The organism is Endozoicomonas euniceicola, from assembly GCF_025562755.1.
Lineage (GTDB): Bacteria > Pseudomonadota > Gammaproteobacteria > Pseudomonadales > Endozoicomonadaceae > Endozoicomonas_A > Endozoicomonas_A euniceicola.
In genome coordinates this window covers 5,127,272-5,146,335 of record NZ_CP103300.1, presented here as the reverse complement: position 1 = coordinate 5,146,335, position 19,064 = coordinate 5,127,272, and the positions used below count along the sequence as shown (strand labels likewise).

At 47.1% G+C, this 19,064-nt stretch carries 12 protein-coding genes; 2 read left to right on the top strand and 10 right to left on the bottom strand.

The window, feature by feature from the left end; translation table 11 throughout:
• Positions 1–135 precede the first annotated feature (135 nt).
• Positions 136–4,431, bottom strand: coding sequence for a hypothetical protein (locus tag NX720_RS20835; RefSeq protein ID WP_262597206.1), 4,296 nt, complete (start codon positions 4,429–4,431; stop codon positions 136–138).
• A gap of 409 nt (positions 4,432–4,840) precedes the next feature.
• Positions 4,841–6,430: a murein biosynthesis integral membrane protein MurJ gene (gene murJ / locus NX720_RS20830; protein ID WP_262597205.1), complete on the bottom strand. Its 1,590-nt coding sequence runs from the start codon at positions 6,428–6,430 to the stop codon at positions 4,841–4,843.
• 297 nt (positions 6,431–6,727) lie between these two features.
• On the opposite strand from murJ, the gene rpsT reads away from it, so the two are divergent.
• Complete coding sequence (rpsT, locus tag NX720_RS20825) at positions 6,728–6,994, top strand: 30S ribosomal protein S20 (RefSeq protein WP_262597204.1); 267 nt, start codon at positions 6,728–6,730, stop codon at positions 6,992–6,994.
• A gap of 162 nt (positions 6,995–7,156) precedes the next feature.
• On the opposite strand, the gene NX720_RS20820 is transcribed toward rpsT, so the two are convergent.
• The 8 genes from NX720_RS20820 to NX720_RS20785 form a co-directional block, all read right to left on the bottom strand.
• Positions 7,157–8,278 carry a hypothetical protein gene (locus NX720_RS20820; protein WP_262597203.1) on the bottom strand — a complete coding sequence of 374 codons (1,122 nt, stop codon included), beginning with the start codon at positions 8,276–8,278 and terminating at the stop codon, positions 7,157–7,159.
• Positions 8,279–8,424: 146 nt separating this feature from the next.
• Positions 8,425–9,552 (bottom strand): glutamate 5-kinase, encoded by a 1,128-nt coding sequence (proB, locus tag NX720_RS20815; protein ID WP_262597202.1) that lies wholly within the window; start codon positions 9,550–9,552, stop codon positions 8,425–8,427.
• Positions 9,553–9,606: 54 nt separating this feature from the next.
• Positions 9,607–10,821: an Obg family GTPase CgtA gene (gene cgtA / locus NX720_RS20810; protein WP_262597201.1), complete on the bottom strand. Its 1,215-nt coding sequence runs from the start codon at positions 10,819–10,821 to the stop codon at positions 9,607–9,609.
• Positions 10,822–11,015: 194 nt separating this feature from the next.
• Positions 11,016–11,273: a 50S ribosomal protein L27 gene (rpmA, locus tag NX720_RS20805; protein ID WP_262563637.1), complete on the bottom strand. Its 258-nt coding sequence runs from the start codon at positions 11,271–11,273 to the stop codon at positions 11,016–11,018.
• Positions 11,274–11,380: 107 nt separating this feature from the next.
• Positions 11,381–11,692 carry a 50S ribosomal protein L21 gene (gene rplU / locus NX720_RS20800; RefSeq protein ID WP_262597200.1) on the bottom strand — a complete coding sequence of 104 codons (312 nt, stop codon included), beginning with the start codon at positions 11,690–11,692 and terminating at the stop codon, positions 11,381–11,383.
• Between the two features lie 522 nt (positions 11,693–12,214).
• On the bottom strand, positions 12,215–14,335 hold the full coding sequence (locus tag NX720_RS20795; RefSeq protein WP_262597199.1) for a hypothetical protein: 2,121 nt from the start codon (positions 14,333–14,335) through the stop codon (positions 12,215–12,217).
• 272 nt (positions 14,336–14,607) lie between these two features.
• Complete coding sequence (locus tag NX720_RS20790; protein WP_262597197.1) at positions 14,608–16,671, bottom strand: hypothetical protein; 2,064 nt, start codon at positions 16,669–16,671, stop codon at positions 14,608–14,610.
• A gap of 271 nt (positions 16,672–16,942) precedes the next feature.
• Positions 16,943–18,595 carry a hypothetical protein gene (locus tag NX720_RS20785; RefSeq protein ID WP_262597195.1) on the bottom strand — a complete coding sequence of 551 codons (1,653 nt, stop codon included), beginning with the start codon at positions 18,593–18,595 and terminating at the stop codon, positions 16,943–16,945.
• On the opposite strand from NX720_RS20785, the gene NX720_RS20780 reads away from it, so the two are divergent.
• A complete protein-coding gene (locus NX720_RS20780; protein ID WP_262597193.1) occupies positions 18,585–18,812 on the top strand; it encodes a hypothetical protein in 228 nt (75 codons plus the stop codon). The two genes, NX720_RS20785 and NX720_RS20780, sit on opposite strands and share 11 nt — an antisense overlap.
• Positions 18,813–19,064 lie beyond the last annotated feature (252 nt).

Genomic DNA, 19,064 nt, shown 5'->3' with positions numbered 1-19,064 from the left:
CAATGTTTTCTGATAGTTAACCCGATAATTGTAAATCCTGTAAAAGCCAGCGGGTTGTCGTTTTCTTTGACAACAACCCGCTGCCTGACCAGGGCTGAATCAGTCAGCCTGCTCTAAGGATCCATTCTGCTGTTTTTAAAATCCATACCCGCCTTTTTTAATACGAACAGGCTGTTCCCAGGATAACTTTGGCATTTCTGGTACTTTCCGCCAAACACTGTAGCGATCGGTTAATTCGTTGCTCTCTTTTATTTTTTGCACCGGAAAAAATATATAACTGACTTCTTCATTTTTAGTGGAAACCCGGTACAACTTATCGACTGACAATTTAAGTACATGGGTTGTCTCCTCAGCCACAGTAGTGAACGTTAAACTTTCCTGCGGAACCCACTGACTTGGTACAGGTGAAAACAATTCGACCCTATACTCTGTATCAGGCTTTAAGTCCATAAGCACCACATCATGGATCCATAGACTGTCCGGGTCATTAAAATAGGCAGGAAAAAAACCTTCTTTACCGTTTATTTTCATGACAGGAAGCGTCATCTGCCGAACCGCTTTAAGATGGCGGTCGAATACCAGAACTTTCGTCAGTTTGGCCAGCGTTGTTTTCTTGGAGCCGTTTTTCGGATAGCTGTATTGTGCTATTTCATCGGATACACCCACTCTCTTACCCAGAGCTTGCCAGATATCTTCATTAGCAGACTGCAGATTCGATAAAATATATCTGCCACATTCTTTACGCTCATATTCACAGTAAGACAAACAGTTAGAAATCATCTGATATAAAACCTTCCAGCGAACAGACGCAGGAACTCCAGCCTCTTTAATCTGATCGTAATAACCAACTAATACATAAGCTAACTCTTCACCTAAATATTTAAAGTAAGAATAATTACCGAAAAGAAGGTGGTACGGCTTTTTGCTTTTTTGAATATTGGTACGATCAGAACATTCGAACGTAGTATCATGGCGATAAACAACTCTTTTATCTGTCGAAGCGGATCTTAAAGTACTGTGAGAAGCAAAAAGTATGGGCACTTTAAATTCAGAAGGTGGTACTTTGCTCGCTATCATCTTCAAATCTTCTAACAAACCTAATTGCGTGTAATCAACCAGGTATTTACACAGTTGGTCATTTATGCCTCTTTGTCCTGAATCAGCACAGGGAGAGCTCTTTATAGCTTGTGTAAACTGTGTAGCAGTGAACGAGCCACTTTCTCTTGAGTAGTGTTCCCTACTGTGAGGAAATGCAGGATAGGGTGTGGAAATATATGGATTCTCAGGCTCAATAAAATAGTATTTACTGTTTGCATCAGGTTGACTACTCCGCAATATCCAGGTGCCTGACATCAAATCAAACAGCTTTTTCGAGCCGTCTAAATCTAAATAGAAAAGTTTAAAAGTAAGGTTTTTTTGCAGCCAATATATCTGATAGTGGTCAGGTGGCAGATTTAAGACCCTGCTTGCTGTACGTCCTTCTTTAGTTATCAGTTGCCGCTGCCCCTGATAGCTTAAGCTGGGTAAAAATCGTGGTTCAGTCACTCGAAACTGACCAAGCCTGGCACGCAAAGCCACCAGTACAGTTTCAGGTTTATTGTCGGCCTTAGTGCTGGAAAAGCCCGCTAAAAAATCAGACACAGCCCCTGTCTTTTTCCAGTCTGCCTGTATTCGCTCTCTCTCAAGCAGCTGTTGAAAACAGGCGACTGCCAACTCTTGTGAGCCTGCACCACTGCTGATACCACAAAACACTCTGGCCAGATCAGCTATTTCAGCAATTCGATGCTGACTCTGATGTTCCGGATACACCGCATCAATCGTATGGGCGAGCAGCCAGAGCCACTGCTTAACCAGAGGTTTTTTGACTCGCTTCAACTGAGCAACTTTCAGTCCTGAAGCGTGCCAGAGGGCAGTATCCTGAGACAGGTGGTTCAGCCTGTGCCGTTTCTGTTCTGTTGTTACTGGCTCTCCATCGTAATAGCTCATACCAATACTGACCGGACAGTTATCACTGGAATGGCAGGATTCTTTCCAGTTATTCAATTGCTTTATTGTCTGTTGGCGTTGATGGGGGGGACGTCCTGACAAACTAAGGAGCAGGCGGTTATTCTCTGCAATGAGCCCATTGATGAAAGGCCAGGCAGGAGGAATAAGCTCTCCATCCCTGGTAACAATAAGATGCAGCATGCTGCGGCTTTCATTGTAAAACAGTTTTGCGTCATTCAGCGTGGTCATATGCTGAGTTTTCATACCTGCAAAAATCTTAAGCACACTTAATCCATGCTGCCAAAAAGGCTTGTCATCAACCATCGTCAGTGTCGACTGAATGAATTCACCGTCCTCCAGCACATTGATGGAAACCTGAATGGTATTATCGCTTGCTGGTCGCTCCTTCATGTACAGCAATTCCAGACTGTTATGATCACGAACCAGAACCATTAAGGTCAGAGGAGCGTTTGCCAGACTGAAAACACCACTGCTAATTGCCACCGGCCATGAGACCATAAGAGCTGCCTTGCCAAAAAAACGGGGGGCTTTAGTATTAAGCGCATTCTCTGGAAGCGGAAAAACATTCAGGCTTTCATAATTATTTTTGAGAATTTGCCTTTCAACATTGGAGAAACATTTAAGCTGAGTTCCCGCCGGCAGGCTGCCACAATAAGCACCAAACAGACTTATTTTTTTCAACTGCTCCGAAAGGCTGGTTTCCAGGCACCCGGAGGTGTTCATCAGAAGCTCGAGAAATTCGAACTGCTCAGGCCAGCTCAGGTCGGCAAAGGCAATATAACGCTCAGGCAAGAGGTAAAAATTATCGCCCACACTGCCGGAGGCCACACTACTGACAGGAAATACAGTAAGAATATCGTCGTTCTTCTGCTTTCGATACAGAGTGTAACGAGACATTAAGAGGTCATGGCGTAAATCCCAGACCAGAAACATCAAAGTCTGTTTGTCAGGCGGTTGTTGCAGACAAAGTTCTATTAATCCGTAATCGGGCAACGAATAACAGGGGTGTTCTGTCTGTTGTTTTATTTCTGCCTTATTGGGTGCTTTTACGGAAGTGTCACTCAATAACATACCCGTTCCTCCGTCATTCCCGCGAAAGTGGGAATCTACCACGGCTGTGGCTCCCCGCATTCGCGGGGATGACGATGGGATATTTTTCTCTGCTACTTCCCTGAAGGGTTTACTGCCTGACCCGCTTCCACCGGAACTTTTGATTACAAATAATGCCAAAGCAACAGAACCTGCTGACACCAGTATTTTTGCCATATGACCCGATGAAAAAGTCATCATCCGGTTAATAAACTGTCCAAAGTTCTGTTGCCCGGAAGCCATGGCCACTGTTGTTTCCTGAACTATTTCAAGCTTCGGAACATCTGAAGCCTGTGATTGTGGAGTTTTAGCTGACTGTTTCTGCGGTAAGTGCTTTCTACTTCCATTATTGTCGTTGGTTCCGTTTTTTTTTGAACCAACAGTTTTTCTATGATTTTTTGGCCTCGTTTCTTTTTTTCCCTCTTCCCTTTTGTCACTCTTTATTTGCAGGCAGTGACTATTGTCTGGTGAGCAGGGTTGCTCACAGCCAGCAAGCCCTGATGAAGCAGAACAGACTTCCGCAGTAACAGAAGTCGCAGAAGCTGGTGCCCTCTGTCTTAACCCTTGATTTTCCTGTTCCAACCGGGCAATTGTATCTTCAAGTTCTCTTTCACGTTCTGTTGCCTGAGAGCCGCTCTCAAGTGCCTCTTGTTTTAAACGTTCATTTTCATACTCTCTCCTTGAGACTAATTTTTTAAGTCGTTCTAATTCATCACTCTTACCTTCATTGTCTGTTTTCAGCCATTTAATTTCCTTGTCTCTTTTAATGGCATTTATTTTACCCGCCTTGTACTTTTCTTCCCTCTCCTTGCTCTGTTCCTCCAGCTTCTGTTGCAACTGATCTAACTGGTAACGCAAGTCATTCAATTGCTGCTGAGAATTATGAAGCTGTGACTGAAGTTGATGAATAATATAGGAATTCTGGAACTGTCCAGCCTGCCAGGCTTGTAGTGCTTGCTGTTGGTTTGAAACAAGAACCTCTGCATTGGAAATCTGAGCCCGTAAGCGCCAGTGTTCCTGAAAGTCAATCAGAAGCAAATGAGGTGCCCTGTTTGAATGAGGATACTGTTTATAGAACGATAAAATCGCACGAATATAAGTATTAATATCCACAGTAGGATTACTGCTTCTAACCCCTTTCAGGTGTGCGACAATAGATTCAACAGTGCTCTCTTTCAACAGATAAACTGTTTGTTCTTCAGTAAGAACATGCTCCTGAACCATTTTTTCAAAAGTGTCTTTCAGACCATCAGCTTTGACCACATCGACAGATACAATCAGCAAACCAATAACCAGTAAAGCCCTTGCAAGAAGCCCGCTGCATTGTTTAATCATTGCCAGCCCCAGTTATAAAGCCTGATCAGATTAGATAACAAACAGGCTATCTTCCAGTAACTTTGAGTTGAATGGGAAACTGATTAATAGAAAAGCAGAAAGCGACTAAAACAGAAAAGAGCTTAGGGAAGCAGCAGAACATAATATATCGCTGTTGGCGGTTGGCGGTTGGCGGTTGGCGGTTGGCGGTTGGCGGTTGGCGGTTGGCTGTTGGCTGTTGGCGGTTGGCGGTTGGCGGTTGGCGGTTGGCTGTTGGCTGTTGGCTGTATGAGCAGCTAATAGCCAAAAGCCAACAGCCAAAAGCCAAAAGCCCGGTAAGTTATTGAATGCTGCGCCCCTTATGGGGGCTGGCAAGTCCCTCTGCCAGCAAATTTTTGCCTAAAACTTTTTAACAGCAACGGCATCGTTGTCAATGTCGGAACTGGGACGGACGAATACCAGACAGCAGCAAACTGAAACCATAAGCAGCCAGACCTGCCGCAACGGTAAACGACATCTGACCTACACGCTGCCACATTGACCAGTCCAGCCATTGCTGAACCTCACCGTCCATCATCAGCAAAACAGCCGCCATCACCGCATTGGCAAACAACAGACGGCCAGCATAAAGCCACCAGCCTGCCTGCGGTTTAAATACCCCTGCTTTCTTCAGCCCCAGGAACAGCAGACCCGCATTCATAAAGGCCGATATGGTCGTCGCTAATGCCAGACCCACATGCTGCAACCAGAACACCAGCATCAGGTTAAACACCATATTCGCCACCATGGCCTTAACAGCAATCTGTACCGGAGTCTTAGTGTCCTGACGGGCAAAGTAACCCGGTGCCAGCACCTTGATCAACATAAAGGCCACCAGCCCCAGGGAATAAGCCTGCAGGCTCATACCCGCCATCAGCACGTCCCGATCCTGCATTTCGCCGTAATGAAACAGGGTCGCAATCAGCGGTTCAGCCAGAATAAACAGTGCGACGCCGGCAGGAATACCAATCAGCAGCACCAGGCGGATAGCCCAGTCCAGGGTTTTGGAAAACTGACCTTTTGAGTCATCAGCGTGTTTACGGGACAGGCTGGGCAGAATCACCGTCGCAATGGCGATACCAAACACGCCCAGGGGCAGTTCTGACAGTCGATCGGAATAGTAGAGCCAGGAGACACTACCGGTTTGCAGAAACGAAGCCAGCACCGTATCCAGCAACAGGTTGATCTGACTGACCGACACACCGAACAGAGCCGGAATCATCAGTTTCATGATGCGCCGCACCCCTTCATGCTGTCGATCCCAGCGTGGCAAAGGCAACAAACGAATCTGCATCAGAAACGGCAGCTGCAACAGCAGCTGGGAGACCCCCGCAATGACCACACCCCACGCCAGCGCCATTACCGGCTCTGCAAAATAAGGGGTCAGCAGCAGGGTTGAACCGATAAGGCTTAGGTTCAGCAAAACCGGCGTAAAGGCGGGTACGGCAAAACGGTTGAAACTGTTAAGAATACCGCCAGCCAGTGCCGTCAGCGAAATCAACAACAAATAGGGAAAGGTGATACGCAGCATACTGCCAGCCAGCGCCAGCTTTTCCGGCTCATCCATAAAGCCCGGCGCAAACAGCCGAATCAACACGGGCGCACCCAGCATACACAGAATGGTGACCATCAGCAGTGTGCCAGCCAGCGTTCCACTCACACGGCTGACCAGAATGCGAACTTCATCAAAAGGTCTGGTGGTGCGATATTCCGACAGAACCGGCACAAAGGCCTGGGAAAAAGCGCCTTCGGCAAACAGTCGTCTGAGGAAATTTGGGATTTTGAACGCTACAAAAAAAGCGTCCGCGGCCATGGACGAGCCAAAATAGCCAGCCACTACCACGTCACGAAACAGGCCCAGTACCCGGGACATCATGGTCATAACGCCCACCACCAGGCTGGACCTGAGCAAACTGTGGGAGCGTGGCTCTTTTACACCCGTATGGGTGTTTTCATCGTTATCAGAGGGTTGTTCAGACATTCAGGGGCTCAATACCAGGTTCAGAAAAGGCATCGATATTAACGATTACGCCCAGCTTACACCAGATGATGGTGGGATAGGGACTATACAGTCAAGCGCAGGCAGGACGCCGTATTGACAATAAAAGCCTAACACGGCATGATTCGGCGACTTGACTGTATGGGTATGGCACTGAAGGTTCTCTTGCCCGGGAGATACCTTACAGTAACTGCGGCAACTACATACTCCAATCACAGGGTGCCCGAAGCCGCCCTGCAATTGAATACAGTACACACATTCGATTTTAGGAGCACCAGAATGGCTAACTCTCCATCTGCTAAAAAGCGCGCCCGTCAGGCTGAAAACCGTCGTGTTCACAACGCTTCCCTGCGTTCCATGGTTCGTACTTCCATCAAGAAAGTCGTACGCGCTATCGAAGCCAGGGACGTTGAACTGGCTAAAACTGAATACGCTGCGGCTGTACCTGTTATCGACCGCATGGCCGACAAAGGTATCATCCACAAGAACAAGGCTGCTCGTCATAAGAGCCGTCTGAACGCACAGGTCAAAGCCCTGTCTGCTTAATTTCTGAAGTTTCTGCTCAGAAGCGTTCTTTCAAGATGGGGCTTCCTGCCCCATCTTGTATTGCCCTCATGCGCTAATCCGTTTCGGTCATCAAACACCAGAGCTACCTGGACAGCAACTGCTCAAAATTGGTAGGTAAACTCCCCCTTTAGCTACAGCCCGTTAAAAATCAGGGAGTGCATTCTCAAAATGAGCAACTCCCTCCTCGGGCGGCCCCCATTTATCAATAAGTTCACAAGCTTTAATACTTCCCAGACAGTACAAAAAATCACGGAAATAATAAAAGGCATCTTTATAGTCAGATTTCACTTTCAATATAAAATTCAGAATGGCAATGAGTATCTGCCGTGGATTCGCTCTCTCTAAATGTTTAATGTCCTCAGAAGGCATATCTACAGCACGGGCTAGCGTCCGCCAGGACAGACCTGGCTCGGGATCAATGACGATATGTCTGGCAATGTTTTCAATATCAGGTGAACTATAGAAAGGAAAAGCCATTAACAACGACTCTCCATCACCCATTACTGGTACTGGATCAATTCTGGTGCCTGAGCCAGTGGCTATATCACCGGAACCGGAACTGTTTTCCACTACCCCTAACGCCTCAGCCCCGGGCAAAACAACTTCCTCTAACAAACCTGACAAGCGGCTATTGATGGAAAGGAAACAACAGTGCAATATCTGTGCAGCACCGTGGGGGTACTCATTTTCAAAGTACTGCAAAAGACGCTCTGCCGGATTACCTATGCACCTGAAAGAGTCAATCTGAACCTCTGACAGGCCGAGATTTCTGGCCGCTTTTTCCCAATAGCATTCTGCATACCCGTTCTCTGCCTGTGCCATTAACCGGCCAACAAGCTCTGCCCTTTCTTTTGTATCCTTGAGGGGAATCCTCAGAGCAATCCTTGGGTTAACGGCCTGAAATCGACTTACCGGAATCTTACCTGAAAGTGGCATAACAGTGATCGCAACACGCTGAGGCTGACAATAATCAGAAAACAAATAGCCAGAATAAAGACCATCCCATAGCGAAGAGTGATCTCCATATAACGATGGTACCCGCTTCTTGCCAACCCACTCATTATCATGCATTGCCGGGTGCTTAACCCTCTGAAAATTTTGTTTCAACTGCACTCCACCGGGGATAGGTGAGCTATCCCTGTAGAGCAGGGCGGCCATCGAAGCAAAAGAAAAAATCAGGCCAGGGGTTGGCTGATGCCTTGCCGACAGGGTAGAACTGAAAAGCATGGACATCAAAACCAGACAAAAGCACTTAGTTTTCATTGGATGTTCCAGTTAAGCCGCTCTGGCCGGTATTATTCTTTGAAAGACCGCTTAAGGGACCGGTATAAGATAGCTCCAAAATCCAGAGCGTGCTTTAATTCCCAAGGCCTTCTTAACAATAAACAGGCAAGCACCCGACAACAGGCTTAACCGGCCAGCACCATATTATTCCTGTGCAACAGTTCAGGCTCACCGGAGTAACCCAGCAAGCCACCAATCAGCTCGCTGGATTTGCCAATGATTTTACGGGCATCCTCATCACCATAATTGGTCAGCCCTCGCGCTACTTCACGACCGGACTCATCAACACAGGTCACCATCTCACCCCGAAGAAATGAGCCCCGGACTTCACGCACGCCTACCGGCAAGAGACTTTTGCCCTTTGACAACAGAACATCCACAGCCCCGGCATCCAGAACCAGCTCACCAGAGGTTTGCATATGCCCCTGCAACCATTGCTTGCGGGCTGCCAGGCGCTCATGGTCCGGCAACAGCAGCGTTCCCAACGCTTCTTCATCATAGAGCCGTTCAATGACCGACTCTATCCGCCCACCCACAATCACGGTGGCCGCACCGGAAGCCGCAGCCTGCCGGGCGGCACGCAATTTGGTCTGCATACCACCTCGTCCCAGTCGGCCACTGCCTCCGCCTGCCATGGCATCCAGCTGTTTATCCTTCGCACGGACGTTATCGACGAGCGTTGCGCCGGGGTCTTTACGCGGGTCAGCTGTAAACAGGCCATCCTGATCCGTCATCAGCACCAGCATATCCGCCTCAACCAGATTAGCCACCAGCGCACCCAGCGTATCATTGTCGCCAAAACGCACTTCTTCAGTCGCTACCGTATCGTTTTCATTGACCACCGGCACGACGCCCATATCGAGCAGAGTATTCAGCGTACTGCGGGCATTTAAATAGCGCTGACGATTACTGTGATCAGCGTGGGTCAGCAATACCTGCGCCGGCTGAAAGCCATGTTTCTGAAAGCTTTCTTCCCAGATTTGCACCAGTCTTGCCTGCCCCACCGCTGCCGCGGCCTGAAGCTCATTCAAGGCAGACGGTCGTTCATCCAGCCCCAGCTTTTCCATTCCTGCCGCCACGGCACCGGATGAAACCAGAACAATCTCTACCCCCTGACGTCGCAAACGACACATCTGGGTTACCCAGTTATCGATACGCGTCACGTCAAGACCACGACCTTCGTCGGTCAACAAAGCACTGCCAATTTTTATCACCCAGCGCTTTGCTGAACTCAACCTGCCTCGCTCACTCATCCTTTCTCCTTCAGCCGATACAAAAACCGCCCTGTTCAGGGCGGTTAAAAACAATCAGGGTGCGTAGAATACCTCTACATCGTCCTCATCATCAAAATCATCGTCATCGCCTTCGTCTTCAAACTGAGCCATTTTCTGGGCCAGACGTTTCTGACGACGCTCTTCAGCGATTTCACGCATACGACTGCGGGCTTCGGCTTCCATCTTGACACGATGCTCTTCTTCCTGGGCCGCAATACTGTCGTCATGGGCCTCTTCCTGATTGCGCTCTTCGATATACGTCATCAGCTCCTGGCACAGGAGGTCGGTGCCCTGGCCGGCAATAGCAGCCGTCCGGTACACTCTGCCTTCCCAGTTCAGCTCTTTGACGATGCGGGCGCACACTTCTTCACGCTGATCTTCAGGCAGCAGGTCCACCTTGTTCAACACCAGCCAGCGTTCACGCTCTGCCAGTGCCGGGCTGAAGTTTTCCAGCTCCTTAACAATGGCTACGGCTGTTTCTACCGGATCAGTTTCATCAAAAGGCGCTACATCAACAAGATGCAGGAGCACACGACAGCGGGACAGATGTTTCAGGAAACGAATCCCCAGTCCTGCACCTTCTGCCGCCCCTTCAATCAGACCCGGAATATCAGCCACCACAAAGCTGCGATGTTTCTCGACACTCACCACGCCCAGGTTAGGCACCAGGGTGGTGAACGGATAATTCGCTACTTTGGGCTTGGCATGGGATACGGAGCGGATAAAGGTAGACTTACCGGCATTCGGCATACCCAACAGACCCACATCCGCAATCACCTTCAGCTCAAAACGCAGGTTACGGGCTTCACCTTCGGAACCCGGCGTTGTCTGACGGGGAGCGCGGTTAACACTGGATTTGAAGCGGGTGTTACCCAGACCGTGCCAGCCACCGTGTGCCACCATAATACGCTGACCGGTTTCCATCAGGTCGCCGATCACCTCTTCAGTATCGTCATCAACAACGGTTGTACCCACCGGCACGGGCAAAATAATGTCTTCGCCTTTTTTACCGGAACAATTACGACCACGCCCCGACGCGCCATTTTCTGCCTGATAGCGACGGGTATAGCGATAGTCCACCAGCGTGTTCAGATCATCCCTGGCTTCTACGTAAACGCTGCCGCCGTCACCACCATCACCACCGTCAGGGCCACCCTTGGCAACATATTTCTCACGACGGAAACTTAAAGCTCCGTTACCGCCCTTACCTGCCTGAACCCAGATCGTGGCTTCATCGACAAACTTCATCTACAACCTCCTGCAGCATTCGCCTTCAGTAGCGATGCCTGCACATAAATTCTTTGTCATAAAAAACTTATCTCCAGACACCGGTAATAAATATATCTCAGATACGAGAAAGCCCCGCATTAAAGCGGGGCTTTCTGTTTACCGGAAAACCTTTCCTGATATCAATCAGGGCATCCGGTAAAAAGCAGTAGCGATTAAGCAGCTTCGATACGAACGTACTTACGCTTCTGAGGACCTTTAACCTCAAATACTACCTTGCCGTCAGCCTTGGCGAACAGGGTGTGATCCTTGCCAATACCAACGTTTTCACCAGCGTGGAAACGAGTGCCACGCTGACGAACCAGGATGTTACCTGCGATTACTGCCTGACCACCAAAGCGCTTGACACCAAGGCGTTTACTTTCTGAATCGCGACCGTTGCGGGTAGAACCGCCAGCTTTTTTGTGAGCCATTATGCTCTCCTTTTAACCCGGTGAAGTGGCCAGCGACCAAACCAGACACCCACCTTCTAAGACATAAAATGGGTTAAAACTAACCCATCAGCGTTATGAAGCCGAAATTAACCAGCGATGCTGGCGATCTTCAGCTCAGTGAACCACTGACGGTGGCCCATCTGCTTGCGGTGGTGCTTACGACGCTTGAACTTGATGATCTTGATCTTAGGACCACGACCGTGAGCAACGACTTCAGCAGTCACCCTGGCACCTTCGATCACTGGCGCGCCAACTTTCAGCTCTTCACCGTTAGCGATCAGCAGAACGTCAGTAATTTCAACGTTCTCACCAGCGGCTACGTCCAGCTTTTCTACTTTAAGGGTGGTACCTTCAGCAACGCGATACTGCTTGCCGCCGGTCTTGATAACAGCGTACATATTAATCTCCGAAAATCCTGTAAGCCTCTTTGTCAAAGGCATCCGCTCAGAAACTATCTCCTGAGAACTATCTCCTGAGAACTATCTCCTGAGAGCAATGTTCTGAGAGCAATGTTCTGGCGGAATTTTCATTAGCTACCTAAAAATCACTTCAAAAGAACGGCACCGCATAAGCTTCAGAGCACTCTATAGAGTACTGCCTGATACCCATAACAAAATGGCACACCGCACCGGATTCTCAGATAGGGCGCAAATTTTAAGGAATGCAAAGCCATCTGGCAAGTAGGTTTGTCTATTCTCCTGATGATTAATTGACTCAACCTGTGTAGGTACAGCCCCTGACGACTGATCAATCTACTCCCTGTCTATAAAGGGAATCCAAGTATTAACGTATTTTTTACCCTTAGGGCTAACCGACACATATTCAAGGTAATTAACGAGCACATCTTTATGCGATTTATTGATTGAAACGCCATTCACGAACCTGAACCAGCGCTTAAAACCATCGTTGTCTGTGAGCTCTTAATGTAACTGGTCATAAAGAGTATTCAATCTTTGCAAACTAATCCCTCGCATAGAGGCAGAGGCAGAGGCAGAGGCAGAGGCAGAGGCAGAGGCAGAGGCAGAGGCAGAGGCAGAGGCAGAGGCAGAGGCAGAGTCGGAGTCGGAGTCGGAGTCGGAGTCGGAGTCGGAGTCGGAGTCGGAGTAAGAGAATGACAAGCGATTTGGATCTGAATTCAACTGTGTTTTAAGTTCGTCTAATTTTTTAAATATTTCTTCATGTTTAGCTTTAGGCTTTCCATCAGACATATCGATAAAATTGACAAAATTTATATCTTTATGACTCTCTGATGTAGCTCCATAACAGATAAATTTGCCAGTCACGGTAACATCTACATATGAATTTTCGGGACTATCCGTGTTTGTATGAACACCGACAAAAGCCTGATACTTGTAATTATTTCTCTTATTCCATTCAAAAACCACCTGAGCTACTTCCATATCAACCATGTGCTCAAGCATAAACTTTTCTTCTGTATCAAGCTTATCAAAAAAGTAATTAAAACAGTGATATTTTCGGATTGCACTTCCAACACGTACTTTCAGTGACATTTTTTCCTCAAAACCATCATTAGGGTCTTGTCCCCAGCAAATTCGGTATTTACCTGCTGGCATATTGATTATTTCAAGGCTTTTTGTAATATATTCTTTTGCCTTTTGAATCTCATTAAAAAGCCATGATTCATTGGCAGAAAACTCTTCAGCCACCTCCATAATACATAATTGTGTATCAAGCCTTCGTTGGAGCTTAACACCCTTTTCTCTAGCGTCCTTAATAATACGAGCAACCTCAATAAACGTATTTTTAAAGCTTCCATCTGAATTTTCCCCGTTAATATCAGTGAGTTGCCGAATAATGGTATTGGCTTTCTTCCGAACCAGATTAAGCAGTCTTTCGCTTGCCGTCCCTTTTATTAGTATTCTGGCCGCATGCTCCAGCTCATTAACTGTCGGCCGGGCAACAGATGACAAGCCTGCAGAATTCGAATCACGCCCTCTGGCCAGACTCTCTCTGGTGGCGACCTCACGGCCAGAATCAGAGGAGCCCGATTCAACAGACAGAAGCTGCGTGATGTGACTTTCAGGAATTTCTACCAGGCCAGATAAACGATCCAGCACCATTCCAATACTTGTACCCGGTGCAGCGATTGCATTATTTATAATCTCAGTAAAAGTTTCCTGACCGGCTTCATTGCCATTAAGCAAATCCATACCAATTAAAAGAAACCGGGCTATATCGATCCCCTCAAAAAGTGTTGAATAAACCTGAGAATCGACAAGCCTGCTCTGTCCATCTTCAGCGGGTTCTGCCGTCACACAGGAATAAACAACCTCCTCACCTTCAACACTTATCTCTATACACCTTCCGTTGTTGCAACGGGGGTGCGGGCATAACGGGCCTCTGGTGTGGCAAAACGTTTGGGGAGGCTGATCACCGGAGCTACCATCGTTGTCATGAGAAAAAATGGTTACACTTGTTCCTGAAACTCCGCCACCATTACCTCTTGCCCCCGACGTACCGCTTTCTGTCCCACCTACTGCTACCGTTTCACTCTTCTGGGGGTCTTTTGGATAGGTGGTAATTGCGAGGCGGTGATCTTCCGACTGCTGCGCATCCATTCGATTAAACAGTGGTTGCCCCGGGTTATAAAGTGTGCGAATCACCCAACCAACAACCAGGGTGCCTATTACGGGCTTCCATGAGGTTGTAAAGCCAGACAGAGAGCTTTTATCAACCGTCAGTGACAGCAAGAACCCAAAAACCTCCCTGCTGCCATACAAAGGTTGCCAGCTCCATGACTCTATCAGGGTGGTGGTATACCCACCTCCACCTCCGGGTTTGCGGGGTTTATCATCAGGAGGTGAGTCTCCCCCTCCATAATTGGATGAATATCCATCCTCGAACGACTCTTTGCCCTGAAGGGGTAAAGGAAGCCCGCTTAAGTAGCCTGTAGCGGGAGCAGCCTTTATGGAAACGTTTTTTCCATCCGCCCCGAACTCTACGGCAAAATCAAATGTCTCGCTGTCGGCCTGACTGGTATAAGAAAAAAACAGAAACACTGTAATTAAAACAGTTTTCAATTGCTCGCCCCTCTGCTCGCTAAGCCAAATAAGCCTTCAGGGTAGAGTACAAAATGACTCCTTGCTTTAAATTATTCTTCCGGTTATTGCTGACGATATTCCACCTGGCAAGTAGGTTTGTCTATTCTCCTGATGATTAATTGACTCAACCTGTGTAGGTACAGCCCCTGACGACTGATCAATCTCCCCCACTACCCACATAACCAGTTCCATTGCCCATGCATAGGCCAGGGCATCCAACACACCCTGGCCCGGTTACATCATCTACCCACTCACTTATTCTCTTTATCATTGAAAATATCGTCAAATGCGTCTGAGTAATGAATTAGCCGTTTAGGCACTTTTGTTTTTCCACTTTCAATGAATGAACGTCTGGTCACAACCCATCCCCCTCTGGTTGCAGTTGTTGAACCGCAGTCAAAACCAGAAACAAACTTAGCTTTTAATTCATCTAATTTTTTAAATATATTTTCATAGTTAGCTTTAGGTTTTCCATCATTCCTGTTAATAAATTTTAAAAAACTTATACTCTCATCACTATCCGATGAAGCTTCTACTCTACGGTAATTAAAGTCCTGCAAAGAAATATTTACATATGAACTTTCAGGATTTTCAGCGTTTGTATGAATACCAATATAAGGAATATAACCTTCATTTTTCCATGCCCATTCAGAAGCCGCCTGAGCTGATTCCATATCAACCATGTGTTCCAGTATGAACTTTTTTTCTGCATCAAGTTTACTTAAAAAGTAATAAAAATATTGACAGGCGGTGTTTTTACTTGAAACATTTACTTTCAATGCAATTTTTTCATTACAACCATCATTGTAATCCACCTGCCAACCAATTTGGCATTTACCGGCTGGCATATTGCTTTTTTCAAGGCTTGCTATAACACATTTTTTTACCTTTTTAATCTCATTGACAAGCCATGACTCATTGGCAGAAAACTCTTTAGCCAACTCTATAATACTTAAGTGTGTATCAAGCTTTCGTAGGAGGTTAACACCACTCTCTTCAGCCTCCTCTATAATATGAGCAACCTCAATAACCTTATTTTTAAAGCTTCCATCTGAATCTTCCCTATTAATATCAGTGAGTTGCCGAATAATGGTATTGGCTTTCGCCCGAACCAGATTAAGCAGTCTTTCGCTTGCTGTCCCTTTTATTAGTATTCTGACCGCATGCTTCAGCTCATTAACTGTCGACCGGGCAGCAGATGACAAGCCTGCAGAGTTCGAACCACGCCCTCTGGTTATACTCTCTCTGGTGGCGACCTCACGGCCAGAATAAGAGGAGCCCGACTCAACAGGCAGAAACTGCGTGATGCGACTTTCAGGAATTTCTACCAATTGAGATAAACGATCCAGTACCATTCCAATACTTATACCCGGTGTAGCGATTGCATTATTCATAATCTCAGTAAAAGTTTCCTGACCGGCTTCATTACCATCAAGCAAATCCATACCAATTAAAAGAAACCGGGCTATATCGATTTCCTCAAAAAGTGTTGAATAAACCTGAGAATCGACAAGCCTGCTCTGTTCATCTTCAGCGGGTTCTGCCATCACACAGGAATAAAAAACCTCCTCACCTTCAACACTTATCTCTATACACCTTCCGTTGTTGCAACGGGGGTGCGGGCATGACGGGCCTCTGGTGTGGTAAAACGTTTGGGGAGGCTGGTCACCGGAGTTACCATCGTTGTCATGAGAAAAAATGGTTACACTTGTTCCTGAACCTCCGCCACCATTACCTCTTGCCCCCGACGTACCGCTTTCTGCCCCACCTACTGCTACCGTTTCACTCTTCTGGGGGTCTTTTGGATAGGTGATAATTGCGAGGCGGTGATCTTCCGACTGCTGCGCATCCATTCGATTAAACAGTGGTTGCTCCGGGTTATAAAGTGTGCGGATCACCCAACCAACAACCAGGGTGCCTATTACAGGCTTCCATGAGGTTGTAAAGCCGGACAGAGAGCTTTTATCGACCGTCAGTGACAGCAAGAACCCAACAATCTCCCTGCTGGCATACAAAGGTTGCCAGCTCCATGACTCTATCAGGGTGGTGGTGTGCCCACCTCCACCTCCGGGTTTGCGGGGTTTATCATCAGGAGGAGAGTCTCCCCCTCCATAAGTGGATGAATATCCATCCTCGAACGACTCTTTGCCCTGAAGGGGTAAAGGAAGCCCGCTTAAGTAGCCTGTAGCGGGAGCGGCCTTTATGGAAACGTTTTTTCCACCTGCCCCGAACTCTACGGCAAAATCAAATGTCTCGCTGTCGGCCTGACTGGTATACGAAAAAAACAGAAGCACTGTAATTAAAAGTGTTTTCAATTGCTCGCCACCCTACTCACTTAGCCAAACGAGACTTGAGGGTAGAGTACAAAATGACTCCTTGCTTCAAATTATTCTTCCGGACATTTCTGAAGTTGTTCCATCTGGCAATCAGGTTTGTCTATTCTCCTGATGATTAATTGACTCAACCTGTGTAGGTACAGCCCCTGACGACTGATCAATCTTCTCCACTACCCACATAACCAGATCCATTGCCCTGCATAGGCCAGGGCATCCAACACACCCTGGCCCGATTACATCATCTACCCACTCACTTATTCTCTTCATCATTGAAAATATGGTCAAATACGTCTGAGTAATGTATTAGCTGTTCAGGCACTTCTGTTTTTCCACTTTCAATTGGTGAATCTCTGGTCACAGCTCCTCCCCCTCTGGTCGCAGTTGTTGAACCCCAGCCAGAACCAGAAATAAACTTAGCTTTTAATTCATCTAATTTTTTAAATATATTTTCATAGTTAGCTTTAGGTTTTCCATCATGCATGCTAATAAATTTTAAAAAACTTATACTCTCATCACTCTCCGATGAAGCTTCTATTCTATCGAATTTTGAATGCCATAAAGCAACCTCTACATATGAATTTTCGGGATTATCCGTGTTTGTATGAACACCGACAAAAGCCTGATACTTGTTATTATTTCTTTTACCCCATTCATAAGCCACCTGAGCTATTTCCATATCAACCATGTGCTCCAGCATAAACTTTTCTTCTGTATCAAGCTCATCTAAAAAGTAATAAAAATAGCCATAGCTACCGCTTTCACTTGCAACATTTACTTTCAGTGCAACTTTTTGCTTAGTACCATCATTAAAGTCTTCCTGCCAGTCAATTTGGCATTTACCGGCTGGCATATTGCTTTTTTTAAGGCTTGCTATAACACATTCTTTTACCTTTTGAATCTCATTAACAAGCCATGATTCTTTGGCAGAAAACTCTTTAGCCAACTGTTTAATAGTTACGCCTGTATCAAGCTTTCGCAGGAGGTTGTTAACACCATTCTCTTTAGCGGCCTTTATAATACGAGCAACCTCAATAACCTTATTTTTAAAGCTTCCATCTGAATTCTCCCCGTTAATATCAGTGAGTTGCCAAATAATGGTATTGGCTTTCTCCCGAACCAGGTTAAGCAGTCTTTCGCTTGCTGTCCCTTTTATTAGTATTCTGACCGCATGCTCCAGTTCATTAACTGTCGACCGGGCAGCAGGTGACAAGCCTGCAGGTTTCGAATCACGCCCTCTGGTTAGACTCTCTCTGGTGGCGACCTCACGGCCAGAATCAGAGGAGCCCGATTCAACAGGCAGAAGCTGCGTGATGTGACTTTCAGGAATTTCTACCAGGCCAGATAAACGATCCAGCACCATTCCAATACTTGTACCCGGTGTAGCGATTGCATTATTTATAATCTCAGTAAAAGTTTCCTGACCGGCTTCATTGCCATCAAGCAAATCCATACCAATTAAAAGAAACCGGGCTATATCGATTTCCTCAAAAAGTGTTGAATAAACCTGAGAATCGACAAGCCTGCTCTGTTCATCTTCAGCGGGTTCTGCCATCACACAGGAATAAACAACCTCCTCACCTTCAACACTTATCTCTATACACCTTCCGTTGTTGCAACGGGGGTGCGGGCACAACGGGCCTCTGGTGTGGTAAAACGTTTGGGGGGGCTGGTCACCGGAGTTACCATCGTTGTCATGAGAAAAAATGGTTACACTTGTTCCTGAACCTCCGCCGCCATTACCTCTTGCCCCCGACGTACCGCTTTCTGCCCCACCTACTGCTACCGTTTCACTCTTCTGGGGGTCTTTTGGATAGGTGATAATTGCGAGGCGGTGATCTTCCGACTGCTGCGCATCCATTCGATTAAACAGTGGTTGCCCCGGGTTATAAAGTGTGCGAATCACCCAACCAACAACCAGGGTGCCTATTACGGGCTTCCATGAGGTTGTAAAGCCGGACAGAGAGCTTTTATCAACCGTCAGTGACAGCAAGAACCCAACAATCTCCCTGCTGGCATACAAAGGTTGCCAGCTCCATGACTCTATCAGGGTGGTGGTGTGCCCACCTCCACCTCCGGGTTTGCGGGGTTTATCATCAGGAGGAGAGTCTCCCCCTCCATAAGTGGATGAATATCCATCCTCGAACGACTCTTTGCCCTGAAGGGGTAAAGGAAGCCCGCTTAAGTAGCCTGTAGCGGGAGCGGCCTTTATGGAAACGTTTTTTCCGTCCGCCCCGAACTCTACGGCAAAATCAAATGTCTCGCTGTCAGCCTGACAGATAAACGAAAAAAACAAAAACGCTGCAATTATAAGTTTTTTCATTGCCTCAACTGTAACCATTCAGCTAAATGAGCCTTCAGGATAGGGGACGGAA

Bases quoted from the DNA above. Each gene is read 5' to 3' on its own strand.
- rpsT (WP_262597204.1), top strand. From the start codon at position 6,728: ATGGCTAACTCTCCATCTGCTAAAAAGCGCGCCCGTCAGGCTGAAAAC.
- NX720_RS20835 (WP_262597206.1), bottom strand. From the start codon at position 4,431: ATGATTAAACAATGCAGCGGGCTTCTTGCAAGGGCTTTACTGGTTATT.
- rplU (WP_262597200.1), bottom strand. From the start codon at position 11,692: ATGTACGCTGTTATCAAGACCGGCGGCAAGCAGTATCGCGTTGCTGAA.
- murJ (WP_262597205.1), bottom strand. From the start codon at position 6,430: ATGTCTGAACAACCCTCTGATAACGATGAAAACACCCATACGGGTGTA.
- NX720_RS20820 (WP_262597203.1), bottom strand. From the start codon at position 8,278: ATGAAAACTAAGTGCTTTTGTCTGGTTTTGATGTCCATGCTTTTCAGT.
- proB (WP_262597202.1), bottom strand. From the start codon at position 9,552: ATGAGTGAGCGAGGCAGGTTGAGTTCAGCAAAGCGCTGGGTGATAAAA.
- cgtA (WP_262597201.1), bottom strand. From the start codon at position 10,821: ATGAAGTTTGTCGATGAAGCCACGATCTGGGTTCAGGCAGGTAAGGGC.
- rpmA (WP_262563637.1), bottom strand. From the start codon at position 11,273: ATGGCTCACAAAAAAGCTGGCGGTTCTACCCGCAACGGTCGCGATTCA.